Raw genomic sequence first — 26,930 nt, forward strand, 5'->3', positions numbered from 1 at the left:
CTCAGTCCGATGACCGGCGGCTGGATTGACTACCGGTTTGCTCCCCTCTCCCGCCTGCGGGAGAGGGGTTGGGGGAGAGGGCCGGTGTTCGCAGCAGCGATCCCCTTCACTTCGTGGCAACGCCTGCCCTCTCCCCCGACCCCTCTCCCACGTGTGGGAGAGGGGAGCAAACAGGCGTCCCTTGTCACCCTCGCGCGTCAGGCCACCGCCTCTTCCACACGCCGCGTCATCAGGCACGCAGCGACGATGTCGTCTTCGAGGTTGAGCGTGAACTGGCCGTCCTTGTCGATGACCAGCTTGAGGAAGTCCAGCACATTGCGCGCGTACAGCGCCGACGCGTCGGCGGCGACCATGCTGGCCAGGTTGGTATGGCCCACGAAGATCACGCCGTGGCGCTCGACCACTTCGTCGGCCACCGTCAGGGGGCAGTTGCCGCCCTGCGCGGCGGCCAGGTCGACCACCACCGAACCCGGCTTCATCTGCTGCACGGTTTCTTCCTGCAGCAGCACTGGTGCCTTGCGGCCCGGAATCAGCGCGGTGGTGATGATGATGTCGGCCTGGATCGCGCGCTGGTGCACCAGTTCGGCCTGGCGCTTCATCCAGTCCGGCGGCATCGGGCGCGCATAGCCGCCGACACCTTGCGCGATCTCGCGCTCTTCGTCGGTCACGAACGGCACGTCCAGGAACTTGCCGCCGAGCGATTCGATCTGCTCCTTCACGGCCGGGCGCACGTCCGAGGCCTCGATCACTGCGCCCAGGCGCTTGGCCGTGGCGATGGCCTGCAGGCCGGCCACGCCGGCGCCGAGGATCAGCACGCGCGCCGCCTTGACGGTACCCGCGGCGGTCATCAGCATCGGCATGAAGCGCTGGTAGTGATGCGCGGCGACGAGCACCGCCTTGTAGCCGGCGATGTTCGCCTGCGAGGACAGCACGTCCATGCTCTGCGCACGCGTGGTGCGTGGCGCGGCTTCGAGTGCGAACGCCGTAATGCCTGCGGCAGTCATGCGCGCGTTGTTCTCGGCATCGAACGGGTTGAGCATGCCCACCAGCACTGCGCCGGGCTTCATCTGCGCCAGTTCACCGGTCTCGGGTGCGCGCACCTTGAGCACGAGCGGCGCGCCCAGCGCGTCGGCGGCGGTACCAATCGTCGCACCGGCTGCCTCATAGGCGCTGTCGGGCTGGCTGGCACGCAACCCCGCGCCTGCCTGCACCACAACCTTGTGGCCTTGTGCGACGTATTTCTTGATGGTCTCTGGCGTGGCCGACACGCGACTCTCGCCTGGACATATTTCAGCAGGTACTCCAATGAGCATGTTTGCTTCCTCAATTCGAGCAATAGGTCGTTGGTGCCGGCCCCGAGCCGCGGGCCTAGACAAATTCCATGATGACGGCGTCCGCGGCCACGGCATCCCCCTGGCCGACATGGATGCTTGATACCTCCGCCGACCGTTCGGCGCGCAGTACGATTTCCATCTTCATGGCTTCGATCACGCAAAGCGCCTCACCCGCACTCACGGCCTGTCCGGGCTTGACCGCCACCGATAACACGGTCCCTGGCATGGGGCTGAGCAAGCCGGATGCGCCTGCCGCCGCCTGCGCCTTCGGCATCAAAGCCCACAGTTCGGCCTCTCTCGCGGAGGTAACCTGCACGAGCGCCTCCTGCCCGGCATGGGACAGGAAGTAGCCCGCCACATCAGTGCGAAGCTGTGCGGCGACTGGTTCACCGCCGATCACCCCTTGCCATACCCGCTGCCCCGGGCACCAATCCGAGCTGATGGTCGTGACCGCTCCGGCAGCCTCCTGCTCGCCGAACCGGATCTGCCATTGCGTACCATCGTCTTTGATGATCGCCGTAAGCCGGGAATCACCGATCAATGCCGTGCGCCGGATCTCCCTGTCGGCGTGGGCAACCTGATTGCGCGTTAGCAAGCGCGCATCGACGGCAAAGGCAATGGCAGCGAAACGCAGCGCCATATCGCCGGTGGGGGCACGCAATGAGAATCCGTCCGGAAACTCCTCCGAGATGAAGCCCGTCGACAAGCGCCCTTCCTGCCAGCGGGGATGCCGCATCAATGTGCTGAGGAATGGCAGGTTATGTCGGATACCTTCAATCGCAAAGGCGTCCAATGCATGCGCCTGCGATGCAATGGCCTGCGCCCGGCTTGGGGCGTGCGTGACGAGCTTGGCGATCATCGGATCGTAGTAGACCGATACTTCTCCGCCTTCGTGCACGCCCGTGTCGTTCCGAACGGTCACGCCATCACGCACCGCTTCAGCCGGAGGCCGGTAGGTAGTCAGGCGCCCCGTTGATGGCATGAAGTTGCGCAATGGATCTTCCGCGTACACACGGCTTTCCACGGCCCAGCCGTTCAACCGGATATCTTCCTGACGAAGAGACAGCTTCTCCCCGGCAGCAACGCGAATCATCTGCTCTACCAGATCGATGCCGGTCACCAGTTCTGTCACAGGATGTTCGACCTGCAAGCGGGTATTCATCTCGAGGAAAAAGAATGACCGATCCTGCCCAACGACGAACTCAACCGTTCCTGCCGAGTCGTAGCCGACGGCACGCGAAAGCGCCACCGCCTGTTCGCCCATTGCGCGGCGTGTCGCCTCGTCCAGCAGCGGAGAAGGCGCTTCTTCGATGACCTTCTGGTTGCGCCGCTGGATCGAGCATTCGCGCTCCCCGAGGTAGACCAGGTTGCCGTGCTTGTCCCCCAGCACCTGGATCTCGATATGCCGCGGGTTGACGATGAATTTCTCGACGAAGATGCGGTCATCCCCGAACGACGACGCGGCTTCGGATTTGGCGCGCTCGAAGCCCTCTGCCACTTCTGCCTGGGACCATGCGATGCGCATGCCCTTCCCGCCGCCGCCCGCCGATGCCTTGATCATGACTGGATAGCCGATCTCGTCGGCAATCTGTACCGCATGTTCCGGGCCATCAATCTCGCCAAGATATCCCGGCACGGTGGATACACCCGCGGCGCTGGCGCACCGCTTGGACTCGATCTTGTCGCCCATCGCTTCCATGGCATGGGCATTCGGTCCGATGAACGTAATGCTCGCCGCCTGCAGTGCCTGGGCAAATGCCGCGCGCTCGGAAAGGAATCCATAGCCAGGATGGACGGCCTGTGCCCCGGTTTGTCGGCAAGCCTCTACGATTCTGTCGATGACCAGATAAGAGTCGGCAGCGGCAGCGGAGCCGACCGCGACGGCTTCGTCAGCCAGGCGGACATGCAGCGCATGCCGATCCGCTTCGGAATAGACCGCCACGGTCTGAATACCCATGCGGCGGGCGGTCCGGATGATTCGGCAAGCAATCTCGCCGCGATTGGCAATCAGGATCTTGGAGAACACGGTGCGCTTCGCCTGTTATCGGGTTAAGAAGGAAGGCGACCGACACGGGGGCTATCCCCCACTGTCTTGCCGCCAAGGGAAAGGGCCCGGGCGATGTACGCGCGTGTCTGTGCGGGCGCTATGATGGCGTCGATCCCACCACCCGTCAGCCCATCGCGGGAGGCGGTGACGCGCGCTCCGATTGCAGTCGTATCGCGCGGCGCCATCAGGCCGATGCTTGCCTGCGGCCAGCCAAAAGTGATATCCGCGCAGACCAGGCGAGAGCCCAGCGCCAGGCCGGCGGCGCCATAGGATTTTCGAAGAATCACGGTAATCAGCGGGACCTTCGCACGCGCATAGGCGCACAGGAGACTGGCAGCGTGGCCCACTACCCCTGCATGTTCTTCGCTCATGCCCGGGACGAAGCCGGCAGCATCGACGAAGGTCAGTACCGGGAATCCCAAGGCATCGCATTGACCAACAAAGCGCGCAATCTTCGCCGCGGCTGCGGCATTGAGCACGCCAGCCAGCACGGAGGGCTGATTTGCCACCACGCCAACCGTCTGCCCGTCGATACGCCCGAATCCAACCACGGCGTTGCCTGCAAACTCCGGCTGGAGTTCGAAGAAGTCGCCTTCGTCGACCACCTTGCCCACGACCTCCTTCACATCGAACGGCAGCGTGGTATCCGCAGGAATCAGGAAATCCAGTGACGGCTCGACTCGCTGCGGATCATCGAAGCTGCGCCAGCCCTGGGTTCTTCCCGTCGTTGGTGCAGGCAGGAAGCTCAACAGGCGCCTGGCCTGCCGGAGCGCAATGATGTCGTTGTCGAAGACGGCATGCGCCAGCCCGGTCGTCGTCTCGTGAACTTCCGCACCACCCAGTTCGGCCGATGAGAGCGATTCGCCCGTCACCATTCGCGTCGTGTCGGGGTCCCCCATCAGGATGGTGCTATCCGCCCCGGCCATGAAGATGAAGTCCGCGGTGGCGGCAAGCAGCGCATCGGCCCCGATACAGGCACCGAGGACAACGGCGACCTGCGGGATGACACCCTTGGCCTTTGCGGCCTGGCGATACTGCCGGCCAAACGCGGCATAGGCCACATCGGCTTCGTCAAGACGTGTACCGTGCGAATCGTGCAGCGCGACGATCGGCGCCCCGCTATCCAGCGCAAGCTGCTGGACGGCGACAATCTTGCGGCCATGCTCGCCAGCCATGGTGCCGCGGAGTACTGTCATGTCTTTCGCATACGCGAAGACGAGACGGCCATCTACGGTGCCGTAGCCGGTCACAACGCCATCGCCGCCAGCCCGCGATGCCGACTCCGCCTGACATGACTGGTCAGCGCCAAGTTCGACAAACGATCCCGCATCAAACAGGATGTCCACGCGCTCGCGCGCAGTCAGCCTTCCGCGCGCATGCTGTTCGTCAACCGCCTCTTCTTCCATGCCTGCCGCGGCTTCGCCGGCTTGTGGCATGAAGCGCTCTCGAATCCGATTCATTGACCGTTCCTGGTTTGTGGCCACGCTGGCAGCGGCACGCGACCTGCGCGGCCACAATGGCTCCCATGGCGGAGCCGGGATTTGTCGGATCAATCCGCCCGATCAGTCCTTGAACTCGCGCAGACGCGGGAGGATCTCCCTGGCGATGATCTCGATCTGGCTCATCTCGTACTTGTAAGGCACGAAGATGAGCTTCTGTACGCCGGCCCGCAGATGTTCCTTGAGCTGCTCCACGCATTCCTCGACATTGCCCATGATGGCGCTGTCCATGGTCGACTTGCTTCCCTGGGCGATGTCGAAATCGACATTGAGCCAGCTCATCATCTTCTCTTCGACAGCGGCACGCGACTCGCCGATCATGATCGGCAACTGGTTGCCGTTCATCAGCGTGTCTGGATCCTTGCCAGCTTCCTCGGCATACGCGCGCACCTTGGTCCACGACTCCACGAAGGCCTCGGGCTTGTAGAAGTAGGTCAGCCAACCGTCACCATCGACTGCGGCGCGCTTGAGCACGCGATCGGCATAACCGCCGATCAGCAGCGGGAACGGCGCCTGGTGCGGCTTCGGGAACATGACGCCGGCCGGGATCTTGTGATTGGTCCACTCTCCGCTGACGACATCCTCCGTCCAGAGGCGCTTCATGATCTCGAGGTTGTCGTCCATGATCTTGCCGCGCTGCTCGTACGGCACGCCCACTGCGTCGAACTCGCGCTTGTACCAGCCAGCCGCCATCGCCGGCAGCATGCGGCCGCGGGAGATCTGGTCCATGCTCGACAGCTGCTTCGCCAGCACGACCGGATTGCGCAACGGCAACACCAGGATGCCGGTGGACAGCTTGATGCGCGAAGTGCGTGCGGCAATCGCCGTGAGCAGCGTCAGCGAATCGATGATCGGAAAGTTCGGCTCCACCCCCAGCAGGATGTGATCCCACACCCAGAGTGAATCGAAACCCAGTTCTTCCATGCGCACACCGTAGTCCACCAGTGCCGCGGCATCCGGGATTTCCGGATAGGCGGTGAAATTGCGCGCAGCGATGCCGAAGGTTCTATGCAGGCCAGCCATCTGACTAACTCCCTAAATGTTCGTGTACGGATTGGTAGAGTCCACCGCGGTTCAGGCGGTATAGAGTTTTTCCGGATCGAGTTCGCGCACCACGCCAAGCTCGCGTGCGGTCGGCGGTTCGGTCACGCCGATGGTCTGGTCGTGCGACACATGGAAGCCGGTGTTGTCCTGTACCTGCTCGATGGTCACGCCCGGGTGCAGGGCGATAACCTTCATCGCCTTCGTGTCCGGCGCGAAGCCGAACAGCCCGAGGTCGGTCACGACGCGGTACATGCCGCCGGCCAGCAGGCCCTTGTCATGGCGGCTCGTTTCGCCCTGCAGGAAGCCGGGACTCGTGATGAAGTCGACCTTGTCGACAAAGCGCCGGCGCTCGTGTTTCATCGCCACGATCATCTGCGTCAGGCTCGAGATGTCGTTGCCGCCGCCAGTGCCCGGCAGGCGTGTCTTCGGCCTGGCCGGATCGCCGATATAGGACGAATTGAGGTTGCCGAAGCGGTCGATTTGTGCACCGCCCATGAAGCCGACGTCGACATAGCCTCGCTGCAGCAGCAGCAACACGTCGGTGGCACTGAGCACCATGTTTGCCCGCTTGGTGCAACGTTGTTCGTTGGTCGACGGCGGCAGCGCGCCCGGCTCGATCATGGGCCCGATTACGCCGCCCTCGAACAGGATCGTCAGGCCCGGGCAGCGCAGGCGCTGCGCCAGCGTCGCGGACAGCAGCGGGACGCCCACGCCGGCAAAGACGATTTGTCCATCGCGCAGCAGCCGCGAGCTCATGACGGTCAGCAGCTCGCCGGCGGTGAAGTTGGTGGTATCAGTCATTGGAGAGGCTCCTTCCGCGGCGGCCGGCATCGATGAGTTCGTCCAGGCCGAGCAAGCTCAGGTATTCGTTCCAGTTCTCGGGCGCCATCACATAGCGATCGATGTACTGCTTCATGCCGCCGACCGGGTCGTCGTTGACGAGCGACGTGTAGCCGTCCATATGCTTGAACAGCGGCTCGTAGATGCCGGTGCATTCGTGCGGCGCGCACCCGAATGGCACTTCCACCACGGCATCCACCGTGAAGAAGGGAATCTTGGTCTGGTCCGGAGCGCGGCGGATCTGGTCGTTGGAGACAATCCGCTCGGTGGTCAGGATGACGCTGTCCGCAGCCATGGCGAGATCCAGATCCATGAACTGCAGGCCGTCGAGCTGGGCGTTGCCGTAGGCATCGCAGCGCTGCACATGGATGATAGCCACTTTGGGATTCAGCGCCGGCACCAGCAGGACCGGCTCGCCCGTGAACGGGCAATCGATCTTCCGCGCTTCCGGGCGATGCGCCGCGACATCCGAGCCGAGCATGGAGCGCATCGGCAGGAACGGCACGCCCATGGCGCCGGCGCGATAACGCATGCCCATGCCCATGTGGCTCCACTCTTCATAGCGTGCCAGCCCATTCTCGACGTGGTGCCGCATGACCTTCGACACCCCCCACACAATGCCCTGGCTGAACCAGCTGGTCATGATGTGGTTGCAGATGCCCGAGGCGAACAGCAGGTCGCCCTCGCTCGACACAATGCTGCGCGACACCGACAGGTTCTTCTTGCGTGCACGCACCAGCTCCCAGATCATCGCCATTGGCGTGCGCGACAGCGTACTGCCGCCGATGCCAACGGTATCTCCGTCGTTGACCAGCTTCGCCGCGTCCGACAGCGACATGACCTTCTCGCGCAAGCTACGGTCGCGTTCCGCAAGCCGTGTGCGCAACTCCAGATAGGGGGTCCCTTCCATATAGCCTCCTGATTATTCGCCCAGTTCCAGGGTGGGCGCTTCTACTTCGACACCACTCCGGTGCGCTCGTTGAACCTGTCGATCAGCTGGTCCCACGCGTTGGCAGACGCTTGCAGCGCGGTCCAGAAGGACGGATCGCGCCTGCTTTCGAATGCATCAAGCGGGACGCCCTGCTGTTCTACCCATGTGTAGTAGCCAAGATTGAAGATGCGCGAGCGGTCCGCATGCGTGAGTTCAAGCAGATGATCCGGCGCTATGCCTTGCAGGCTGCGCCCGAAGGTTTCGGCGGCACGCAGGACATCGAATCCATTCGGGTGAATGCGCCGAACGTAGCGCTCACGCTCGCTGCCGTACATGGCAGCACTGTCCGTCGCCACGGTGAGGACCACGTCGTTGGCTCCCAGCCGATAGTGTTTGGCCAGCTTGATGGCGCCGATGACATTGGCCCAACCCGAGATGCCAACGCCAGTCAGTGCCTCTAGCAAATCCGGATCCACCTTGTGGCGCTCGTGCAGATAGGACGCGCCCGTTGCCGAGTTGAAGAGCAGGTTCAGCGAATCGCTGCCTTCATCCGACACCCCGATTACGACGTCCGTGTTCATCACGTTGTGAATCAGGGGGATATGCTTGTCGCCAATGCCCTGGATGTTGTGCTCGCCATAGCCGTTCGACAGCATCGTGGGGCACTCCAGCGCTTCCACCGCGGCGATGCGCGCACCGTGCCGACTCTTGAGCAGGTCTCCGGCCGCCAGGGTGCCGGCGGAGCCCGTTGCCGAAACGAATGCCGCCAGGCGCAGCCCCGGCGATGCCGCTTCCAGGCTCGTGTAGATGCGGCTCATGGCCTCGCCGGTGCAGCGGTAGTGAGCAAGGTAATTGCCGAACTCCGAGAACTGGTTCAGCACCACGGTGTTGTGCTCGCGCGCCTGCACCGCGCATTCGTCGTAGATCTCTTTGACGTTGCTTTCGGTGCCCGGTGTCCTGACAATGTCCGACGCATCGGTCACCCATCGCTCGAGCCAGTCAAAGCGCTCCCGGCTCATGCCTTCGGGCAGTACGGCAACTCCCCGGCAACCAATGATCCGGGAGATGGCTACGCCGCCGCGGCAATAGTTGCCGGTGGACGGCCACACAGCCCGATGATTGCGCGGATCAAACCGGCCAGTCACCAGCCGCTGGACCAGGCAGCCATACGCTGCCAGCACCTTGTGCGCCCGGATCATCGGAAAGCGGTCGCCGAGGGCCACCACGATCCTTGCCTTGACGCCCGTGATCGCCTCCGGCAATTCGATGTGGCGCGGAACCGGAGCCACATCGCGCCGAGCGTCGTCGTTATACCAATGCACGCGCCACAGGTTAGCCGGGTGCACCTCGTCGGAGCCGACCTTTGCCAGTGACGCTTTCGCGCTTTCGGGGATGGACGACGGATTGGCGAGCTGGCTCAGCGTAGGCAGGCACACCCCTGCCTCGCGCAGATGGGCAACTGCCCTTTCCAGCGTGCCCGAATCGGTGATCTCAGCGGCAAAGGCCAGATTGCCCATGGCTCTCCTCATGTTCTGCGTGACGAATGGCCGACTGCTGCATGTTTCCCGGCCAGACAGGCTGTCATCCTTACATCCTGTCTTACTATTGTTGGTACCTTAACAACACGTTACAGGGAAAGCAAGAAATTTCGGTTCGCCTCAGTGATTTCCATGAGGCGGTCAAAAAGGTATTGAAAATAGGTTGTCCTATTATTAGTCTGATAGTGAAACTCAGAGGCACTCAACACGAAGGAGGAAGACATGAAGCAGAAGTGGAAGAAGCTCGCCCTTGCTGCAGCCGCGTTGCAGGTCGCTGGCTGGTCCTATGGGCAATCCGGCGGCGTCGTACGGATCGGGGTGAATCAGCCTCTTACCGGCGTGGTAGCGGCGTCCGGCAATTTCGTGACCAACGGTGCGAAGATCGCCGCGGACGAAATCAATGCCAAGGGGGGCATCAACGGTGCAAAGATCGAGTTGCTGATCGAAGACAACAAGAGCAACCCGACCGAGGCCGCGGCAGCAGCGGAGAAACTGATCGTCCGCGACAAGGTTCCGGTGCTGCTGGGCGCGTGGAGTTCCACGTACACGCTTGCGGTCATGCCAAAGCTGATGGAGTACAAGGTGCCGATGCTCGTGGAAACATCGAGTGCGGACAAAATCACGACGGCTGGCAACCCCTACGTCTTCCGCATCAGTCCGACCAACGCCATGGAGGCTCAGAGTTTTGCGCAGCATGTTGCCCCGCTGAAGATCCGCAAAGCCGATTTCCTGGTCGTCAACAATGACTGGGGCCGGGGTTCCGCCGATGCCTTCCATGCCATGCTCAAGCAGAAAGGCGTGGCGATCGGACTGACGCAAACCATTGACGCCGCCGCGCAAGACATGAGCTCGCAGCTGTCGTCCATCAAGGCAACAGACAGCGATACGCTCTTTATCACGACGGCTGTCGAGCAACTGACCCTGATCCTCAAGCAAGCGCAGGCGCTCGGGATCAAGCGGCAGATCATTACGCTGGGCGGCTCCCAGAACCCGGATCAGCTCATCAGCCAGGCGGGCACGGCGGCAAACGGCACGATGCATGACGTCATGTTCATGCCGTGGTTCCCCGACAATGCGCCCGATCCCGCCACGGCAAAGAGCTTTATTGCCGAATGGAAGAAGCGCGGCCTGGACCCGAACGGCCTGACCGAAGGTGTGCGCGGCTACGATGGCGTGCGCACCATTGCCGCTGCGGTCGCTACAGCGGGAGCCGCGGATCCTGAAAAGATCCGGGAGGCGCTGTGGAAGATCCAGCTGACCGGACTGACCGGCAATATCAAATTCCAGAAGGTCGGCCCCACGGGGAAAGAGAGCGGCCAGAGCCTTCCGGCAACCTACGTCGTCAAGATCGAGGGCGGCAAGCTCGCCCAGATCACCCACTGATCACCACGCATCAACACGAAACCGGCAGTCAGGGTTGACTGCCTATCGCCGCGTACCCATCGGGCTGCGCGGCGTGACAGATTTCGTCCCCACACCAGTGAGATAGCTCGTGGACTTCATACTTCAGCACCTGGCAAATGCGCTGATCCTCGGAGGGACCTACGCCCTTCTTGGCATCGGCCTGACCCTGATCCTAGGGATCATGAAAGTGGTCAACTTCACGCATGGAGAGTTGTATGCCTTTGGCGGCTTCATGGCGTACTTCTTCATCTCCGCACTGCAATGGAACTTCTTTGTCGGGCTTGCGGCGGCCATCATCCTCGGCCTGATTCTCGGCGGCTGCATCGAGCGGGTACTCCTTCGCCGCATGCGTGATGCGGATATCGATTCCACCATGATCGTGATGATCGGTTGCTGGATCGCCATGCAGAATCTCGAGCTGCTGATCTGGGGCGGGGTAAGCAAGGCCGTGCCATCGCCGTTCTCCCCTGAGCCGATGGAGATCGGTCCGGTCTCGGTTTCGTGGCTGCGTGTCTTTGTGCTGTGCGCCGCTGCGCTCCTGATCCTTGCCACGTATTTGCTGATCCACAAGACCCGGCTCGGCAAGGCGATGCGGGCAACGTTCCAGGATCGGGACACCGCGTCGCTGATGGGCATCAGCACGAACAGCATCTACACGGCCACGTTCGCGCTGGGCTCCGGTCTGGCGGCAGCGGCGGGCGCCCTGCTCGGGCCGGTGTTCGTCGTGACGCCGACAATGGGCAACCCTGCCTCGCTGAAAGCGTTCGCCATCGTCATCCTTGGCGGCCTCGGCAGCATCCAGGGTGCAGCCATTGGCGGGTTCATTCTCGCCATCGCCGAAGAACTCGGCGCCGGCTACATCTCTTCCGGCTACCGAGATGCCATGGGCTTCGTGATCATTATCCTGGTGCTGATGTTCAAACCCACCGGGCTGTTCGTGCGTGGGGAGAGAATCGGATGAAAAACCTATCAGCTTATTTCGTTATCGGCGCCCTGCTGAGCGTGCCGCTGTGGCTTCATGACCAGTACTTTCTGCATGTACTGATCACCACCGGCATCTTCACGATTGGCGCCATGAGCCTGAACTTGCTGCTGGGCTTCACGGGCCAACTGAGTCTCGGGCATGTCGCGTTCTTCGGCATCGGCGCCTACGCCAGCGCCCTCACCACGCTGGGCTTTGACGTGCCGTTGTTCGGTGATGTCCGGATCGTGCATGAACCGTGGCATCCCGTCGCCGGCATCCTGATCGGCACCGCGCTGGCAGGGCTATGCGGGTATCTGATCGGCAAGCTGTCGTTCAAGATCCGTGGCGCCTACTTTGTCATCGTGACGGTCAGCTTTGCCGAGGTGGTGCGACTGGTCGCGCTGAACTGGGTGGACCTGACCCAGGGTCCGCTTGCGCTCAACAATATTCCGCCGATGCGCATCGATATCCCCGGCGTCAGCGAGATCGTCATGTGGCAGAAGGCGCCCAACTACTACCTGGTCCTTGCGCTGGCACTGGTGGCCTACTACCTGATCCGCCGCATTGTCCGGTCGCGCATGGGACGCGCCATGATCGCACTGCGCGAGAATGAGTCGCTTGCCACGTCGGTCGGCATCGATGTCACCCGATACTTGACGTTCGCCGCCGTAATGTCGGCCGCGCTCGCCGGGGCCGCCGGCGCGCTCTACGCGCACTACATCCGCATCATCGATCCGGACATCTTCCTGTTCATTTACACGGTGACGATGGTGATCATGGTCGTGACGGGTGGCAAGGGGACGCTGGCTGGGCCCATCGTCGGCGGCATCATCTTCGGCCTGCTGCCAGTCGGCCTGCGCACGGTAGCCGGTCCGGAGGTTCAGTGGATCGTCTATGGCATCTTCATCGTGCTGATCGTGTTCTTCCTGCCTCGCGGCATCGTGCCCGCGGTACACGACTGGTGGCAGCGCAGAACGGGCAAGCAAGCCCGGTATGTTGCGCCGGCGCCCTTCCTGGCCACACGCGCGTCGGCGGCTCACGTCGGCACGGATGCATTCGCCAAGGCACGCGACTCCAAGAACTCCGGCAATGCCGTTTCCAGGAAGTGACGATATGACGCAGCCACAATCAGACAACGCGGCGCTACTTTCGGTCGAACATGTCGCGGTCCACTTTGGCGGACTGGTCGCCATCTCCGACATGAGCTTCTGCGTGCGCAGAGGGGAAGTCGTCAGCCTGATCGGGCCGAACGGCGCGGGCAAGACGACGGCATTCAATGTGATCACCGGCTTCCTGCGCCCCACCAAGGGCCAGGTGCATTTTGGCGGCGCCGCGCTACACCAGCTGAAGCCGCACGAGGTCGCAGGGGTCGGCCTGGTCCGCACCTTCCAGAAGACCAGCCTTTTCCTGACCAACACGGTCTTCGAGAACGTGCTGACCGGCCTGCACCGCCATGGCAGCGCCACGGCGTGGGCAACAATGCTCGGCCTGCCATCCGTGCGCAAGGAAGAAAAACGACTGCGCGACGCCGTATGGGAGATCCTGGACTTTGTGGGCATCGCACATCGGGCCAATGAGCTGGGTGGCGCACTGGCCTACGGCGAACAGCGGCTGCTTGGCGTCGCGGTCGCGCTTGCAGCCGACCCCACACTCCTGCTGCTGGACGAACCGGCGTCCGGCATGAACCCGTCCGAAACCGCGGATTTCATGCAGTTGCTCGACAAGATCAAGGCGCGTGGCATCACCGTACTCCTGGTCGAGCACGATATGCCCCTGGTCATGGGCGTATCGGACCGGATCGTCGTGCTCAACTACGGCCGCATCATCGCAGATGGCACGCCTGAAGAGATCCGGAACAATCCGGAAGTCATTCAGGCTTACCTGGGACAGGGAGTCAAGCATGCTTGAGATCGAGAACATCGTCTGCCGCTATGGCAAGGTGGATGCCATCAAGGGCGTATCCCTGAGCGTCAGGAAGTCGGAGCTGGTGACCCTGGTCGGCGCCAACGGCGCCGGCAAGACTTCCACGCTGAAGGCCATCTCGGGATTGCTGCCACCGGTCAGTGGACGGATTCGCTTTGAAGGCGTCGACATTACGCGGGCATCGGCCCAGAAGATTCTTTCGATGGGCATCGCGCACTGCCCGGAAGGACGCCGGGTGTTCCCCCAGATGACCATCCAGGAGAACCTGGAGATGGGCTGCTACCGGCGTCGCGACCGCGCTGGCATCACAGCCGACATGGGACGCATGTTCGAGAATTTCCCCAAGCTGGCGGAGCGCCGGCACCAGATGGCAGGCACGCTTTCGGGCGGCGAGCAGCAGATGCTGGCCATTGCGCGGGCGCTGATGTCGCGGCCCAAGCTGGTGTTGTTCGACGAGCCATCTCTTGGCCTGGCGCCCAACATCGTGGAGCGAACCTTCGAGATCATCCGGCGCGTGCGGGACGAAGGTACGACCGTGCTGATGGTGGAACAGAACGCCTATGCGGCGCTCGACATGTCCGACCGCGGCTATCTGTTCGAGTCAGGTTCCATGGTGCTCACCGGAACCGGCAGGAACATGATCGATGACCCTCACGTGCGCAAGGCCTATCTCGGCGGCTAGCCCACGCACAGGGAACCGGACACCTGCGCCGCCCTGTTGCGGCGCAGGTGCGTTATCCCTGGAGCTGGCCCAGCCGCAAGACTGCAAGACTAGGCAGCCGCGCGGCGCGCGCGGCCAGCAGGCTTCTCCACCGGGCGTTCGGATCCGAGCAGGTCAATGGACAACTTGATGCAATCGCTGCGGTAGGTGATATCGGCGACGTAAATGGCGGTATCGCTGGCATCCGTCACCACCCAGCGGCATTCCGCGGTCGGAGCGCTCAGCGAGATGCGAAGCAGGTCCGCGGTTTCCCGGTCGGCGGTACCGATGACCATGGTCTGGTGAGCGTGCTTGATGGCCAGGCCTGGCATCTTGGCAACCAGAGGCAACGCCGTCCGTTTCATGAACTCGTCGGGCTTGCGATCAAAAATGTCGCGCGCCAGATGCAGGTTGACGACTGCGTAAGGCACGCCGTCCTTCAACTGCACGCTACGCAAAAATACGTACTCGGGCGCGAGCGTACCCTCGCCTTCCGCCATGCGCGGCGTCGCAGGGGGATTCGGGACCTTGATGAACTTGGGTACGTTATCCTGGATGGATTCCACCATGGAATCCCAGGTCGTCTCCAGCTTCAGCCAACGCTTGTCGTTGACATGCGCATTGACGAAGGTCCCCCTGCCCTGCTGTCGCGTGACAAGGCCTTCGTTCTCGAGCATGTCCACCGCCTGGCGCACTGTCACGCGCGCCACCTGGAATTCCTGCTCCAGCTCTTCCAGCGTGGAGATCTGCTGCAGCGGTTGCCAGTCGCCGGATTCGATTCGGCGCCGCAGCGCTGCAGCCACCTGGATATACGCCGGAATCTTGCCGCGACGACCCGCCACGCCACCCTTAGCCATTACAGATCTCCTATCTTCGCAATAATAGGATTATATATAAACAATAGCATTCGGGCCCTGGTCGCGACCAGGGCCCGGCATCCGGGCCGGGCTTCCTAGCGTTCCCCGCGCATGTCTATCACGCCACTGGTCAGGTTCGCCGCGGCCAGCGCAGCCAGATTGACGGCCGCGACGTCGCTCACCTCCCTGATGCGCTCGACGCAAGCCTGCACATGCGTTTCCTGTACGCGGCGCGCCGCTTCCGCGTCCTCGCGCGACAGGGATGCGAAGCGCACGATACTCCCGGGCTTGCGCCTGGCCAATACCGGGATATCGGCGGAGATAACGGTCGCGATCTTCGGATAGCCGCCGGTGGTCTGGGCGTCCGCCATCAGTACGATCGGGAGGCCGGAGCCCGGCACCTGGATCGCCCCGGCAACGATGCCGTCGGAGACGATGTTGTAGCCGCCGGCGTGCGCGATGGCAGGACCGTCCAGCCGGAAGCCCATGCGGTCCGACTGCGCCGACACGAGATATTCCGTGTCCAGGAACGACCGGATGGCGTCGTCGGCAAAGAAGTCATCCTGCGGCCCCAATACGACGCGGATGGCCTGCGACAAACCGATGTCAAACGGTTTTTCCAGCGATCGCTCCTTGCGCGATGACGCCTCTTTCGCCTGCAGCTCGATCAGGTCCGCCTGCGCCAGCGCCCGGCCCGCGATACCGCCAAGACCGGCCCTGACGTAAGTGGAATGGCTACCGAGCACCGGTTGCACCACCATTCCGCCCTCGATGGCAAGATAGCCGCAGGCCGAGTCGCCAAGGCTGACGATTCGCACGGTCTCGCCGCGTATGGCCCGCGCGCTGCGCCCGGCGGGAATACGCCGCCGCCTGGCACCGCAGATCTCCATCTCCCCATTGCATCCTGCCAGGGCGAGCCGGACGGAATCGGCCTGCACTTCCAGCATCGGACCTTGTATCAGCAACTCCAGCACCGGCGTATCCGGTGCGTTGCCGACCAGCGCGTTGGCAATGCGAAAGCCAATCCGGTCGAGTGGGCCCGACACCGGCACGCCGGCGTCCAGATAGCCGCGCCGGCCCATATCCTGCACCGTCGTGTGCAGTCCGGGACGAATCACTTTCAGAACGGGTCGCTCGGTATTCATGCTTCTGCCTCCTCATACGGAACCTGATAGTCGCCGGCCTCGCTGGCGGCCCGGATGGCATCGAACTCGGCCGCACTGACCGGTTCGAAACGAACCTTGTCGCCGGGTTGAAGCAACGCAGGCCTGTCGCTGGCGGCATCGAACAGGCGCACCGGCGTGGCCCCGATCAGATGCCATCCGCCGGGGCTCTCCAGCGGATAGATGGCCGTCATCGTCGTGGCGATGGCGATCGAGCCCGCGGGCACCCGGATGCGCGGGTTGGCCCGGCGCGGCAACACCAGCGCTGGCGGCAGGTCTCCCATATAGGGATAGCCCGGCACAAAGCCGACCATGTAGACGTGGAACTGCGTCCGGCTATGCAGCCTCACCACCTCGTCCCTGTCCATGCCGGTCTGTTGCGCGACATCGGCAAGATCGGGCGCATGAGCCTCCTCATAGCAGGCCGGTATCCGCCACAGCTTCACGGACTGCTTCTCTGTCGTTACGCCATCCAGCAATGCCCGCAGCTGTGCAGACAGCTTCTCGCCGCTCGTCGACACCGGATCGTAGTGCACCATCAGCGAGCGAAATGTCGGCATGACCTCGACCACGCCCTCCAGCCCTCCCGCCCGGACACGCGCGCCGAGCTGCAGTACCCGCTCGCTCATCGCCCGATCGATCACATCGCCAAACTCAACCACCAGCGCGGTGTCACCCGCGCACAGAAAACGCGCCTCCATACCTGACTCCTTAGTTGACGCTCGAATCACGCTACCTATCTTCTTGTCTTTCTATCTTTAGAATCTTATACTAAGTTCGAAGGCGACGACACATCCACCGCTCGCCGGCTTTTGTTGACATCACAGGAATCGAAGGAGGGGAAGGAACAATGGCAATCTCGGTCAACCTGAACGCGGACATGGGCGAGGGCTTCGGCGCGTACGACATCGGCGACGACGACGCCATCCTGAAGATCATCGGCTCGGCGAACATCGCCTGCGGTTTCCATGCGGGCGATCCGCTCACGATGCGCCGCGTGGTCCAGCGGGCCAAGGAGGAAGGCGTCAGCATTGGCGCGCATCCGGGCTTCAACGACCTGTGGGGCTTCGGCCGCCGCCGCATCGACATGCGCGCCGATGACCTCGAAAACCTTATCGCCTACCAGATCGGCGCACTGCAGGCGATGGCCGCCTTTGCAGGGGAGAAGGTCACACACGTCAAGCCTCACGGCGCACTCAACAACATGGCCGCCGAGAACGCCGACTACGCCATGGCCATCGGGCGGGCCATCAAGGCGGTCGACCCCAAGCTGATCTACGTGGCCCTGTCGGGATCTGAAATGGAAATCGCAGCCGAGAAGCTTGGCCTTCCCCTGGCGCGCGAAGGCTTCTGCGACCGGCTCTACGAAGACGACGGCAATCTGACCTCCCGGAAAGTGCCCGGCTCCGTCATCAAGGATCCTGCGCAAGCGGCCAGGCAGGTCGTCCATATGGTGGTCGAAGGCGAGATCATTTCGCGCAATGGCAAGCGGATCCCGCGAAAGGTCGACACCTTGTGCGTCCACGGTGACGAACCCACCGCCATTGCCCTCGCCCGGACGGTCCGCGAGGCGCTGGAAGCCGCTGGCGTCAACGTCATCCCCCTCACCGAGATGGCATTGCGCTGATTCGCCTTCCCCTCATCTTCCCCAAAGCCAACCAAATCCTTCAGCAGGAGTCAGGTATGCAAACACGACCAACCCTCGCCATCATCGGCGGCACCGGTGCGCTGGGCTCGGGCCTTGCCACGCGCTGGGCCGCAGCCGGCTACACGGTCATCATCGGATCGCGCACGGCCGACAAGGCCAAGTCCGCAGCCCTGGAAATCGCGACGGGCAACGGAGCGCCTCCCGTGCGCGGCGAAGACAACGCGACCGCCGCGCGCCTGGCCGATGTGATCGTCATTGCCGTGCCGTTCTCGCACCACGACGCAACGCTTCGCGAGATCCGCGAGGCGATCATTGATGCCCCTCCCGGCAAGATCATCGTCGATGCCGTGGTACCCCTGGTGCCGCCGAAAGTTGCCCAGGTCCAGATGCCCGCGCAAGGCTCGGCCGGCCAGATCGCACAGGAGTTGCTGGGCGATCTCGCACGGGTCGTATCGGCCTTTCACAACGTCGGCGCCGCAAAGCTGCACAACGGCGGCGACATCGGGTGCGACGTGCTCGTTTGCGGAAACGACGCCGAGGCTCGCGTCGAAGTGATCGCCCTCACCGCAGCGATCGGCATGCGCGGCATCGACGCCGGCCCCATTGCCAACTCCGCCGCGGCCGAAGCGCTGACCTCGGTCCTGATCGGCATCAACCGGCGCTACAAGGTGGACTGCGCCGGCATCCGGATCACCGGCATCGCTGCCGGCGCATAAGGAGCAGATCGATGAGCACCACCATCCAGCTTAGCGCCCTTCCCGACGTGCCCATGATCGAGCCGGGCGACGATCTCGCGGGCGTGCTCATCGAGGCGATCGGCCGCGCGGGAATCCGTCCACGCGATCAGGATGTGCTGGTGCTCGCGCAGAAGATCGTCTCGAAATCCGAGGGCCGCTATGTCTCGCTGGACGAGATCGTCCCAACGCCACGTGCTCTCGATCTCGCGGAGAAAGTCGGGAAGGATCCGCGCATGGTCGAGCTGATCCTGCGGGAAAGCACCGAGGTGATACGCCATCGTCCGGGCGTACTCGTGGTCGAGCATCGACTCGGCTTCGTGATGGCGAATGCTGGCATTGACCAATCGAATATCCCACATCCGCAGAACGGTGAATCGGCCCTGTTGCTGCCGGAGGACCCGGATGCGAGTTGCGCCCGCATCAAGGCGCGCCTGGATGCCGAGTTCGGCGTGAACCTTGGCATCGTCATCAACGACAGCTTCGGCAGGCCATGGCGAAACGGCGTGGTCGGCGTCGCGCTCGGCGCTGCCGGGCTGCCCTCGGTGATCGACATGATCGGGGAGGCGGACCTGTTCGGCCGAAAGATGCGGGTCACCGAGATTGCTTTCGCCGACGAAATCGCCGCGGCGGCCTCGATGGTCATGGGGCAAACCGATGCCGGCCGCCCCGCTATCCATATCCGCGGACTGGCATGGAACGCGCCGTCCACCGATGCGCGCGCCCTTCTGCGTCCGCGCCAGATTGACATGTTCCGCTGAGACCGAAAGGGGTTCTATGCAAACCGAAGATTCATCCAGCATTGACGGGCGGAAGCCGCCCCGCGTGGTAGCACTATCGGGTGGCGTCGGTGGTGCGAAGCTTGCGCTCGGGCTCGACACAGTCATCCGCGCCGACGATGGCCGCCTGACCGTGGCAGTGAATACCGGCGACGACTTCGAGCACCTGGGCCTGCATATCTCCCCAGACCTGGACTCCGTGGTGTATGCGCTGGCGGGCATCAGCGATCCGCTGCGCGGCTGGGGCCGCGCCAATGAGAGCTGGAACTTCATGCGCGCGCTGGAGGGGCTCGGCGGAGAGGGCTGGTTCTCGCTCGGCGACCGCGACCTTGCCCTGCACGTCGAACGCAGCCTTCGACTGCGCCAGGGGAACAGCTTGAGCCACGTTACCGCGCACATCGCGGCACGCTTCAATGTCGACGCGACCATCATGCCGGTGACCGACGACCCGGTTCGTACGATGGTTCACACCGACACCGGCATACTGCCTTTCCAGCGCTATTTCGTCGGGGAACAGTGCAAGCCCGCTGTGCAAGGTATCTCCTTCGCGGGTGCCGACCAGGCGCGCGCAAATCCGGCATTGCTCAGCGCACTTGCCGACCCGGCGCTGGACGCCGTTGTACTGTGCCCGTCCAATCCGTATCTGAGCATCGATCCGATCCTTGCCATCCCCGGCGTACGGGACGCTCTGCGACGCACCACGGCGCCTGTGATCGCGGTATCTCCGATCGTCCATGGCGAGTCACTCAAGGGTCCAACCGCGAAGATCATGCGCGAACTGGGCATCGAAGTCTCGCCGGCGGCGATCGTCTCCCACTATGGCGATCTGATCGATGCCATCGTGGTCGACTCCCAGGATGCTGCCGAAGCGTTCGAGATTGACCTGCCGGTGCTGGCGACGAACATCACGATGCACTGCATGGCCGACAAGGAAGCCCTCGCGCGCGAGGTTCTTCATTTTGCCCGCACCTTTGGCGCCAGCCACCGCAGCACCTTACAGGAGTGCCTGCCGTGAACCCTCTGCGACCATGGGCCGTGGTTCCCGTCAAACCATTCGAGCATGCCAAGCAACGCCTCGCATCGTTCCTGTCCGCGCCGGAGCGCGCGGCACTTGCACGCGCCATGTTCACCGACGTTCTTGACGCGCTCGCCGCCAGTCCGTGGCTGGCTGGCATCCTGGTGGTGACCAATGACAGCATCGCCGGTGCGCAAGCCAGCCGTGCCGGAGTCACAGTGCTCCCGGACAGCGATGGAGGCCTGTCGGCTGCCCTTGAACGTGCAGCATGCTATCTGACTGCAAACGGTGTGCATGACATGCTGATCGTACCGGCGGATGTGCCGCTGATCACGCCCGCGGATATCGAAACCATCGTGTGCGCACATCGCCGCGGACCATCCGTGACCCTGGTGGCAGCCAGTGATGACGGCGGCACCAATACCCTGGTCTGCTCGCCGCCCACCGTCATCCCCCTTTCGTTCGGCACGGACAGTTTCAGGCGGCACCGGCAAGCAGCCTGGAGCGCCGGGGTCGAACCGAAGGTGCTTACCCTGCCCCGCATCGGACTCGATATCGACCGGCCCGCCGATCTGTGCGCGCTGTTGGCACAGCCGGGCCTGACATTCACCCACGCCTGCCTGCATGCGTTTGGCGTACCCGAGAGGCTGCCCCAATGGGCAGAGCGCCCGCCCACCGCCGACATCGCGGATTCCCTGACCACCCTACCGAGGGGCTGATATGAAGCCGTCGCACAATTTCCTTTCCGTCTCCGCCCGGCTTACCGAGGCCGAAGCCTACAGCCTGGTCGAGGCCGAACTGCCCGCGCTGATGCAGGCCGCAGCGGCCCGCCGCGATGGCGCCCACGGCCACGCGGTGACCTACTCCCGCAAGGTGTTCATTCCGCTGACCCAGTTGTGCCGCGACGTCTGCCACTACTGCACCTTTGCGCAAGCGCCAAGCAAGCTGCAGAAGCCCTATCTGCTGTTGGACGAGGTACTGGCAATCGCCCGCGCCGGCGCGGCTGCAGGCTGCAAGGAAGCGCTGTTCACGCTTGGCGACAAGCCGGAGCTGCGCTACGCGGCAGCGCGGGATGCGCTCACCGCGATGGGCCATGACACCACGCTTTCCTATCTTGCCGAGGCTGCCGACCTGGTGTATCGCGAAACCGGCCTGCTTCCGCATGTCAACCCGGGCCTTCTGAACGAGGACGATATCGCCGCATTGCGCCGCGTCTCGGTCTCGCAGGGGATCATGCTGGAAAGCAGCTCGGAGCGCCTGTGCCAGCGTGGGGGCGCCCATTTCGGTTCACCCGACAAAGTACCCGCTGCTCGGCTGCGGACCATCGAGCTTGCCGGCGAAGCAGCTGTACCCTTTACTTCCGGCATCCTGATCGGCATCGGCGAAACCCGTCGCGAGCGCATCGATGCCTTGCTAGAGCTGCGTCGGCTTCACGACAAGCATGGACATCTGCAGGAAATCATCGTGCAGAACTTCCGTCCCAAAGCCGGTACCAAAATGGCCGACCATGTCGCGCCCTCGCTGGAAGATCACCTTTGGACCATCGCCGCGGCCCGCCTGATCTTTGATCCGTCGATGACCATCCAGGCCCCTCCCAATCTCAGCCCCGGCTGCCTGGAACAGCTGATCGGTGCAGGCATCAACGATTGGGGCGGTGTATCGCCGGTCACGCCGGACCACGTCAACCCGGAACTGCCCTGGCCACATCTGGAAAAGCTGGCCCACGCGACGCGCGCTGCGGGCAAGGAGCTGACCGAACGTCTGGCTATCTACCCCTCCTACGCACGCGACTATCAGCGCTGGACTGACCCGACCTTCCACACACCGTTGCTGCATTTGCTGGACAGCGACGGCTATCCGAGGACCGACGCCTGGTCGCCGGGCTCGCAGGAGACGCCGCCGGCGACCGAACTGGCGCAGGTCACTGCGCCGGCAGTCTTGGGCGTGGGCGCCGACTTGTCGCGCATTCTCGAGAAAGCCGCAAGCGGCACCACGCTGGCCGAGGCGGAAATCGTTCGGCTCTTCCGGGCCCGAGGGACGGAATTCTCCGCGGTTTGCGCCGCCGCTGACGCGTTGCGTCGAAAGATGAATGGCGACGTTGTCAGCTATGTCGTCAACCGGAACATCAACTACACCAACATCTGCACATACCGATGCCAGTTCTGCGCATTTGCGAAGGGCAAGGGCAGCGAGGATCTGCGCGGAAAGCCGTATGACCTGCCGATCGATGAGATCCAGCGACGCGTGCGGGAAGCGTGGGATCGGGGTGCCACCGAGGTTTGCATGCAGGGCGGCATCCATCCGGCCTATACCGGTGACACTTACCTGGAGATTTGCCGCGCAGTGAAGGCCGTGGCACCTGCCATGCATATCCACGCCTTCTCGCCACTCGAAGTCTGGCAAGGCGCGCACACCAAGGGCTTGTCGCTGCGCGATTTCCTTGCCGAACTCAAGGAAGCCGGCCTCAGCACGCTGCCAGGCACCGCCGCCGAAATTCTTGACGACGATATCCGGAAGATCATCTGCCACGACAAGGTCACGACCGCGCAGTGGATGGAAGTCATGCGCACCGCCCACGGGTTGGGACTGCGCAGCACGTCGACCATCATGTTCGGCCACGTGGAGAAATTTGAGCACTGGGCGCGCCATCTGCTGCGGCTGCGCGCCTTGCAACAGGAAACGGGCGGCTTCACCGAGTTTGTCCCCTTGCCGTTCGTACATATGGAGTCCCCGATCTATCGCAAGGGGCGCTCCCGGCGCGGCCCGAGCTTCCGTGAAGCTGTCCTGATGCACGCCGTGTCGCGCCTCGCGCTGCACCCGTTGATCCCGAATATCCAGGCGTCATGGGTAAAGATGGGGCCAGAAGGTGTCAAGGCATGCCTGGATGCCGGCGCCAACGATCTGGGCGGCACCTTGATGAACGAAACGATTTCGCGAGCCGCCGGTGCGTCGCACGGCCAGGAAATGACCATGCAATCCATGGAGGGCATGCTCCGTGAAATGGGGCGCACGCCGCGGCTGCGCAACACGCTCTACGGTACCCCGCCCGCAGAACGCTTCGAGCGCGCCCGGTGCGTGACCACCCCGGCGGAACCGGTCCGCATTTCCCTCGTGTCGCGCAAGCCAGTGCTCGCGGCGGTGGCCTGAAGCAGACGGAAAGCCGCCATGGACGCCTTGAGACAGCTTCTCCGGAACAACCAGCATTGGGCCACAGAAATCCAGACGCGCGACCCGGCATTCTTTGCGCGGCTATCGCGCCAGCAGGCACCCGACTACTTCTGGATCGGATGCTCGGACAGCCGGGTTCCAGCCAACACGATCGTTGACCTGCCCCCCGGCGAGGTCTTCGTGCATCGAAACGTTGCCAACATGGTCAAGCATGCGGACCTCAACTGCCTGTCGGCGATGCAGTTTGCCGTCGACATCCTGCAGGTGAAGTACATCATCGTTTGTGGCCACTATGGTTGCGGCGGCGTGCGTGCCGCACTGTCGCGCGAACGCCTTGGCATCTGCGATAACTGGCTGCGACCGTTGCAGGACCTGGCAGACAAGTACCGCGCGGACCTGGAGGTTCACCAGGACGAAGCCGCCCGTCATGCGCGCTTGTGCGAACTCAACGTCATCCAGCAAGTCGCAAACGCGTGCCAGAGCACGGTAGTCCAGGACGCATGGGCCCGCGGCCAGGAGCTGTCGGTGCACGGCTGGATCTACGGTATCCATGACGGACTGCTGAGAGACCTGGAGGTTTCGGTCATCAACGGACAACACAAGCCCGGTCTCCTGCACCCCAGGGATGCCGCCCGCCACTTCGCCACGGGAGCATGCTGATGGGGCTCGATCTCACGGAAATCCTGGCGGAAGCCCTCCGGCCCGCCTCACCCGCCCCGCTGCTGCCGGCGCGCCGATCGATCCGCCGGTATCACGACAGGCCGGTTTCGGAGACGCTCATCGACCGTTTGCTCGAATCCGCTGTCGCCGCACCGTCGGCCCACAACCGGCAGCCGTGGCGCTTCGTCGTGCTGCGCGAAGCAGCCGCCAAGGCAAGCCTGGCAACCGCCATGGGGCGCAAGCTGCGTGCCGACCGCGTGGCTGACGGTGATGCCATCGACGACATCGATGCGGACGTCGCGCGTTCCTACGCGCGCCTGACCGGTGCGCCGGCCCTGGTCCTGGTGTGCCTGACGATGAGCGATATGGACACCTACCGGGACGAGCACCGCAACCAGGCCGAGTACCTGATGGCCGTGCAGAGTACGGCGATGGCCGGGCAAAACCTTCTGCTCGCGGCCAGCGCTGCCGGTCTCGGAGCATGTTGGCTCTGTGCCCCGATGTTCTGCCCCGACACGGTCGTAGAAGCGCTGCACCTGCCTGCGGATTGGCGGCCTCAGGGCGTCATTACGCTCGGTTATCCGGCCAACACTGGCAAGCCCTATATCCGGCGCTCCATGTCGGACGTTGCACGCAAGCGATAGCGCCTGGCCCGCTGCGCAAAGCCCGCGAATTCCCTGGCAATACAGGTCCACTGCAATCGAACCCTCTGAGGTCATACATGCTGGCAAGCAATCCCTCCGCGCTCCGTGCGCCCTACAGCGACGAACTGCGCAACATCATGAACATCGACAGAGCTGCGGAGTGCCGGCAGTGGCTGTCAGCCTGGCGCGAGCTTTGTGCCGGGCCGACTCCCCTGCGCAGGCTTGATGGCCTGGCCAGGCATCTCGGCGTTGGCAGGGTCGACCTCAAGGATGAATCGACGCGGGCGACCGTTGGCAGCTTCAAGGCGCTTGGCGCCCCTGTCGCGCTCGTCAGGCTGATTCTGCGGCGATGGCCCGACCGCGGATGGGATGCGCAGGCGCTCTTCCAGGGCGCCTATGCGGAAGCCCTGCGCGAATTCACGGTAATCAGCGCGACGGATGGCAATCACGGGCGGTCGCTGGCAGCAGCTGCACAAAGTATCGGCTGTCGCTGCGTGATCGTGCTGCACGCCAATGTCAGCGAAGAGCGGGAAGCCCCCATCGCTGCACTGGGTGCACAGGTTGTCCGCATCGCCGGCAATTACGACGAGTCCGTGGTCGAAGCCGCCAGGCTTGCTGCCGAGAACGGCTGGTACGTTGTCTCGGACACGTCCTACGATGGTTACGAGGAAATTCCGCGCGACGTGATGCAGGGCTATGGGGTAATCGCCGCCGAGACCCTTGAACAGCAAGATGTCCCCGGACAAGCCAAGGCCTGCCCCTACACCCATGTTTTCCTACAGGGTGGCGTCGGCGGTCTGGCCGCCGGAATCGTCAGCTACCTCTGCGAAGCCTTTGGCGAACAGCGACCGGCGTTCATCGTGGTCGAGCCGGAACAGGCCGACTGCCTGTATCAAAGCGCCTTGCGCGGACAGGCTAGCCAGGCGACCGGCTCGGTCGACTCCGTCATGGCCGGGCTGGCTTGTGGTGAAACATCGCCTCTGGCCTGGAAGTTCCTGCATCCGGCGGTCGACTTCTTCTTGAAGATCAGGGACGATGAAGCGGTGGAGGCCATGCGCTTGCTCGCCGCTGGCGTCAACGGCGACACTCCCATCGTCAGCGGCGAATCAGGCGCCGCAGGTCTGGCCGGACTTGTCCGTTTGCTTGCGGATCCGGCGTTGCGCCGGCAAACGGGGTTCGATCAGGAATCCAGGGTTCTGCTGATCAATACCGAAGGCGCTACGGCACCGGCTGTCTATGCCTCGCTAGTGGGTCAAACCGCCGATGCCGTGCTCGCGGCTCAGGCAAGCATGACGCGTTAGGCCAGCAATATCGATGCCGGACCGGAATGCCGGTCCGGCTCGCACCAGGACACCAGGAGATGCGATGGTTCAGGTGCTGCTCATTGTGGACGTCCAACGCACTTTCTCGCCACCCGATTGGCTCGTCGAAGGTGTCCGGGCGCTGGCATGTACGATGCCCTCGGTTGCCATCGTGGAACACTACGATGAAGCCATCACGCCGTTTCAGCGCCAACTCGGCTGGCACCCGTCGAGCGCCGACCCAAGCCTCGTCGAAGCTGATCACGTCTTCGTCAAGTACGGCTACCTGCCGCCAGCGGCAGCCATCGACCACCTCAGGGCCATGCGTCCCGACCGGGTGCTGGTCTGTGGCTTGCAGACCGAGTGTTGCGTGCTTGCAGCCGGATTCGCACTGTTTGATGCCGGCCTGAATCCGACCCTCGTGGAAGACCTGACCGTTGGGAGTTCATTGGACAAATCCGGCAATCTGGGCAGATCGCTTTGGCGACACCACTTCAGGAATGCCTTGCTTGCGCGAGACATCCTGTCTGGTTTCGTCCGTTTCGACGGGGAGTAGGATTTGCGGCTCGTGGCGTTCTTGGCACGCGCCGCTGCTTTGCCGGCGCAGCCAGCGGAATTTCTTTGGTGCGGAGTGGCGGTGGCGTTCTTGGCAGGCGCCGCTGTTTCGCCGGCGTAGCCGGCGACCTACTCTTTTGTCCGAGCGACAAAAGAGTAGGCAGAAAAGCGCGTCGTTGCCG

Annotated in this window: 25 protein-coding genes; 15 read left to right on the forward strand and 10 right to left on the reverse strand. The window is 63.4% G+C overall.

The window, feature by feature from the left end:
- Positions 1-197: 197 nt before the first annotated feature.
- From KHO41_RS11265 to KHO41_RS11295, 7 genes are all read right to left on the reverse strand, one after another.
- Positions 198-1,313, reverse strand: coding sequence for a Re/Si-specific NAD(P)(+) transhydrogenase subunit alpha (locus KHO41_RS11265; RefSeq protein ID WP_211953356.1), 1,116 nt, complete (start codon positions 1,311-1,313; stop codon positions 198-200).
- A gap of 55 nt (positions 1,314-1,368) precedes the next feature.
- Positions 1,369-3,360 (reverse strand): acetyl-CoA carboxylase biotin carboxylase subunit, encoded by a 1,992-nt coding sequence (locus KHO41_RS11270; RefSeq protein ID WP_211953357.1) that lies wholly within the window; start codon positions 3,358-3,360, stop codon positions 1,369-1,371.
- A 23-nt stretch (positions 3,361-3,383) separates the two neighbouring features.
- A complete protein-coding gene (locus KHO41_RS11275) occupies positions 3,384-4,841 on the reverse strand; it encodes an acyl-CoA carboxylase subunit beta (protein WP_211953358.1) in 1,458 nt (485 codons plus the stop codon).
- 102 nt (positions 4,842-4,943) lie between these two features.
- Positions 4,944-5,903 carry an LLM class flavin-dependent oxidoreductase gene (locus KHO41_RS11280; RefSeq protein ID WP_211953359.1) on the reverse strand — a complete coding sequence of 320 codons (960 nt, stop codon included), beginning with the start codon at positions 5,901-5,903 and terminating at the stop codon, positions 4,944-4,946.
- Between the two features lie 51 nt (positions 5,904-5,954).
- Positions 5,955-6,725 (reverse strand): CoA-transferase subunit beta, encoded by a 771-nt coding sequence (locus KHO41_RS11285; protein ID WP_211953360.1) that lies wholly within the window; start codon positions 6,723-6,725, stop codon positions 5,955-5,957.
- Entirely contained in the window at positions 6,718-7,674 is a 957-nt protein-coding gene (locus KHO41_RS11290; RefSeq protein WP_211953361.1) for a CoA transferase subunit A, read from the reverse strand. The genes KHO41_RS11285 and KHO41_RS11290 overlap by 8 nt, the downstream gene beginning before the upstream one ends.
- Before the next feature lie 41 nt (positions 7,675-7,715).
- On the reverse strand, positions 7,716-9,212 hold the full coding sequence (locus KHO41_RS11295; protein ID WP_211953362.1) for a pyridoxal-phosphate dependent enzyme: 1,497 nt from the start codon (positions 9,210-9,212) through the stop codon (positions 7,716-7,718).
- Positions 9,213-9,455: 243 nt separating this feature from the next.
- Here KHO41_RS11295 and KHO41_RS11300 point away from each other — a divergent pair, with 243 nt between their 5' ends.
- The 5 genes from KHO41_RS11300 (at position 9,456) to KHO41_RS11320 (ending at position 14,206) form a co-directional block, all read left to right on the forward strand.
- On the forward strand, positions 9,456-10,616 hold the full coding sequence (locus KHO41_RS11300) for an ABC transporter substrate-binding protein (protein ID WP_211953363.1): 1,161 nt from the start codon (positions 9,456-9,458) through the stop codon (positions 10,614-10,616).
- Positions 10,617-10,725: 109 nt separating this feature from the next.
- Positions 10,726-11,598, forward strand: a complete 873-nt coding sequence (locus KHO41_RS11305; RefSeq protein ID WP_211953364.1) for a branched-chain amino acid ABC transporter permease — start codon at positions 10,726-10,728, stop codon at positions 11,596-11,598.
- Positions 11,595-12,710, forward strand: a complete 1,116-nt coding sequence (locus KHO41_RS11310; RefSeq protein ID WP_211953365.1) for a branched-chain amino acid ABC transporter permease — start codon at positions 11,595-11,597, stop codon at positions 12,708-12,710. Before KHO41_RS11305 ends, KHO41_RS11310 begins: the two co-directional genes overlap by 4 nt.
- 4 nt (positions 12,711-12,714) lie before the next feature.
- Entirely contained in the window at positions 12,715-13,509 is a 795-nt protein-coding gene (locus KHO41_RS11315) for an ABC transporter ATP-binding protein (protein ID WP_211953366.1), read from the forward strand.
- Positions 13,502-14,206, forward strand: coding sequence for an ABC transporter ATP-binding protein (locus KHO41_RS11320; RefSeq protein WP_211953367.1), 705 nt, complete (start codon positions 13,502-13,504; stop codon positions 14,204-14,206). The genes KHO41_RS11315 and KHO41_RS11320 overlap by 8 nt, the downstream gene beginning before the upstream one ends.
- An 89-nt stretch (positions 14,207-14,295) precedes the next feature.
- Here the strand turns inward: KHO41_RS11320 and KHO41_RS11325 are convergent, their stop codons facing one another.
- From KHO41_RS11325 to pxpB, 3 genes are all read right to left on the reverse strand, one after another.
- A complete protein-coding gene (locus KHO41_RS11325; RefSeq protein ID WP_211953368.1) occupies positions 14,296-15,081 on the reverse strand; it encodes a GntR family transcriptional regulator in 786 nt (261 codons plus the stop codon).
- A gap of 95 nt (positions 15,082-15,176) precedes the next feature.
- The gene (locus tag KHO41_RS11330; protein ID WP_211953369.1) at positions 15,177-16,226 is read right to left on the reverse strand and encodes a 5-oxoprolinase subunit C family protein; all 1,050 of its coding nucleotides are present in this window, start codon (positions 16,224-16,226) and stop codon (positions 15,177-15,179) included.
- Complete coding sequence (gene pxpB / locus KHO41_RS11335) at positions 16,223-16,945, reverse strand: 5-oxoprolinase subunit PxpB (protein ID WP_211953370.1); 723 nt, start codon at positions 16,943-16,945, stop codon at positions 16,223-16,225. The genes KHO41_RS11330 and pxpB overlap by 4 nt, the downstream gene beginning before the upstream one ends.
- Positions 16,946-17,094: 149 nt before the next feature.
- On the opposite strand from pxpB, the gene KHO41_RS11340 reads away from it, so the two are divergent.
- The 10 genes from KHO41_RS11340 (at position 17,095) to KHO41_RS11385 (ending at position 26,749) form a co-directional block, all read left to right on the forward strand.
- Positions 17,095-17,871 carry a LamB/YcsF family protein gene (locus KHO41_RS11340; protein ID WP_211953371.1) on the forward strand — a complete coding sequence of 259 codons (777 nt, stop codon included), beginning with the start codon at positions 17,095-17,097 and terminating at the stop codon, positions 17,869-17,871.
- A 56-nt stretch (positions 17,872-17,927) separates the two neighbouring features.
- Positions 17,928-18,608, forward strand: coding sequence for an NADPH-dependent F420 reductase (gene npdG / locus KHO41_RS11345; protein WP_211953372.1), 681 nt, complete (start codon positions 17,928-17,930; stop codon positions 18,606-18,608).
- Between the two features lie 11 nt (positions 18,609-18,619).
- The gene (cofE, locus tag KHO41_RS11350) at positions 18,620-19,387 is read left to right on the forward strand and encodes a coenzyme F420-0:L-glutamate ligase (protein WP_211953373.1); all 768 of its coding nucleotides are present in this window, start codon (positions 18,620-18,622) and stop codon (positions 19,385-19,387) included.
- Between the two features lie 16 nt (positions 19,388-19,403).
- A complete protein-coding gene (gene cofD, locus KHO41_RS11355) occupies positions 19,404-20,420 on the forward strand; it encodes a 2-phospho-L-lactate transferase (RefSeq protein WP_211953374.1) in 1,017 nt (338 codons plus the stop codon).
- Positions 20,417-21,139 carry a 2-phospho-L-lactate guanylyltransferase gene (gene cofC, locus KHO41_RS11360; RefSeq protein WP_211953375.1) on the forward strand — a complete coding sequence of 241 codons (723 nt, stop codon included), beginning with the start codon at positions 20,417-20,419 and terminating at the stop codon, positions 21,137-21,139. Before cofD ends, cofC begins: the two co-directional genes overlap by 4 nt.
- Before the next feature lies 1 nt (position 21,140).
- A complete protein-coding gene (gene cofH / locus KHO41_RS11365) occupies positions 21,141-23,567 on the forward strand; it encodes a 5-amino-6-(D-ribitylamino)uracil--L-tyrosine 4-hydroxyphenyl transferase CofH (protein WP_211953376.1) in 2,427 nt (808 codons plus the stop codon).
- Positions 23,568-23,585: 18 nt separating this feature from the next.
- Complete coding sequence (gene can / locus KHO41_RS11370; RefSeq protein WP_211953377.1) at positions 23,586-24,248, forward strand: carbonate dehydratase; 663 nt, start codon at positions 23,586-23,588, stop codon at positions 24,246-24,248.
- Positions 24,248-24,892 (forward strand): nitroreductase family protein, encoded by a 645-nt coding sequence (locus KHO41_RS11375; protein WP_244873798.1) that lies wholly within the window; start codon positions 24,248-24,250, stop codon positions 24,890-24,892. The genes can and KHO41_RS11375 overlap by 1 nt, the downstream gene beginning before the upstream one ends.
- Positions 24,893-24,969: 77 nt before the next feature.
- Positions 24,970-26,193: a diaminopropionate ammonia-lyase gene (locus KHO41_RS11380; RefSeq protein ID WP_211953379.1), complete on the forward strand. Its 1,224-nt coding sequence runs from the start codon at positions 24,970-24,972 to the stop codon at positions 26,191-26,193.
- 64 nt (positions 26,194-26,257) lie between these two features.
- Entirely contained in the window at positions 26,258-26,749 is a 492-nt protein-coding gene (locus KHO41_RS11385) for an isochorismatase family protein (protein WP_211953380.1), read from the forward strand.
- Positions 26,750-26,930 lie beyond the last annotated feature (181 nt).

It is taken from the genome of Cupriavidus numazuensis (assembly GCF_905397435.1).
Lineage (GTDB): Bacteria > Pseudomonadota > Gammaproteobacteria > Burkholderiales > Burkholderiaceae > Cupriavidus > Cupriavidus numazuensis.

Bases quoted from the DNA above. Each gene is read 5' to 3' on its own strand.
- KHO41_RS11285 (WP_211953360.1), bottom strand. From the start codon at position 6,725: ATGACTGATACCACCAACTTCACCGCCGGCGAGCTGCTGACCGTCATG.
- pxpB (WP_211953370.1), bottom strand. From the start codon at position 16,945: ATGGAGGCGCGTTTTCTGTGCGCGGGTGACACCGCGCTGGTGGTTGAG.
- KHO41_RS11295 (WP_211953362.1), bottom strand. From the start codon at position 9,212: ATGGGCAATCTGGCCTTTGCCGCTGAGATCACCGATTCGGGCACGCTG.
- KHO41_RS11280 (WP_211953359.1), bottom strand. From the start codon at position 5,903: ATGGCTGGCCTGCATAGAACCTTCGGCATCGCTGCGCGCAATTTCACC.
- KHO41_RS11380 (WP_211953379.1), top strand. From the start codon at position 24,970: ATGCTGGCAAGCAATCCCTCCGCGCTCCGTGCGCCCTACAGCGACGAA.
- KHO41_RS11330 (WP_211953369.1), bottom strand. From the start codon at position 16,226: ATGAATACCGAGCGACCCGTTCTGAAAGTGATTCGTCCCGGACTGCAC.
- KHO41_RS11300 (WP_211953363.1), top strand. From the start codon at position 9,456: ATGAAGCAGAAGTGGAAGAAGCTCGCCCTTGCTGCAGCCGCGTTGCAG.
- KHO41_RS11290 (WP_211953361.1), bottom strand. From the start codon at position 7,674: ATGGAAGGGACCCCCTATCTGGAGTTGCGCACACGGCTTGCGGAACGC.
- cofE (WP_211953373.1), top strand. From the start codon at position 18,620: ATGAGCACCACCATCCAGCTTAGCGCCCTTCCCGACGTGCCCATGATC.
- KHO41_RS11275 (WP_211953358.1), bottom strand. From the start codon at position 4,841: ATGAATCGGATTCGAGAGCGCTTCATGCCACAAGCCGGCGAAGCCGCG.
- KHO41_RS11265 (WP_211953356.1), bottom strand. From the start codon at position 1,313: ATGCTCATTGGAGTACCTGCTGAAATATGTCCAGGCGAGAGTCGCGTG.
- KHO41_RS11310 (WP_211953365.1), top strand. From the start codon at position 11,595: ATGAAAAACCTATCAGCTTATTTCGTTATCGGCGCCCTGCTGAGCGTG.
- KHO41_RS11385 (WP_211953380.1), top strand. From the start codon at position 26,258: ATGGTTCAGGTGCTGCTCATTGTGGACGTCCAACGCACTTTCTCGCCA.
- KHO41_RS11325 (WP_211953368.1), bottom strand. From the start codon at position 15,081: ATGGCTAAGGGTGGCGTGGCGGGTCGTCGCGGCAAGATTCCGGCGTAT.
- KHO41_RS11315 (WP_211953366.1), top strand. From the start codon at position 12,715: ATGACGCAGCCACAATCAGACAACGCGGCGCTACTTTCGGTCGAACAT.
- npdG (WP_211953372.1), top strand. From the start codon at position 17,928: ATGCAAACACGACCAACCCTCGCCATCATCGGCGGCACCGGTGCGCTG.
- can (WP_211953377.1), top strand. From the start codon at position 23,586: ATGGACGCCTTGAGACAGCTTCTCCGGAACAACCAGCATTGGGCCACA.
- KHO41_RS11340 (WP_211953371.1), top strand. From the start codon at position 17,095: ATGGCAATCTCGGTCAACCTGAACGCGGACATGGGCGAGGGCTTCGGC.
- cofH (WP_211953376.1), top strand. From the start codon at position 21,141: ATGAAGCCGTCGCACAATTTCCTTTCCGTCTCCGCCCGGCTTACCGAG.
- cofD (WP_211953374.1), top strand. From the start codon at position 19,404: ATGCAAACCGAAGATTCATCCAGCATTGACGGGCGGAAGCCGCCCCGC.
- KHO41_RS11375 (WP_244873798.1), top strand. From the start codon at position 24,248: ATGGGGCTCGATCTCACGGAAATCCTGGCGGAAGCCCTCCGGCCCGCC.
- KHO41_RS11320 (WP_211953367.1), top strand. From the start codon at position 13,502: ATGCTTGAGATCGAGAACATCGTCTGCCGCTATGGCAAGGTGGATGCC.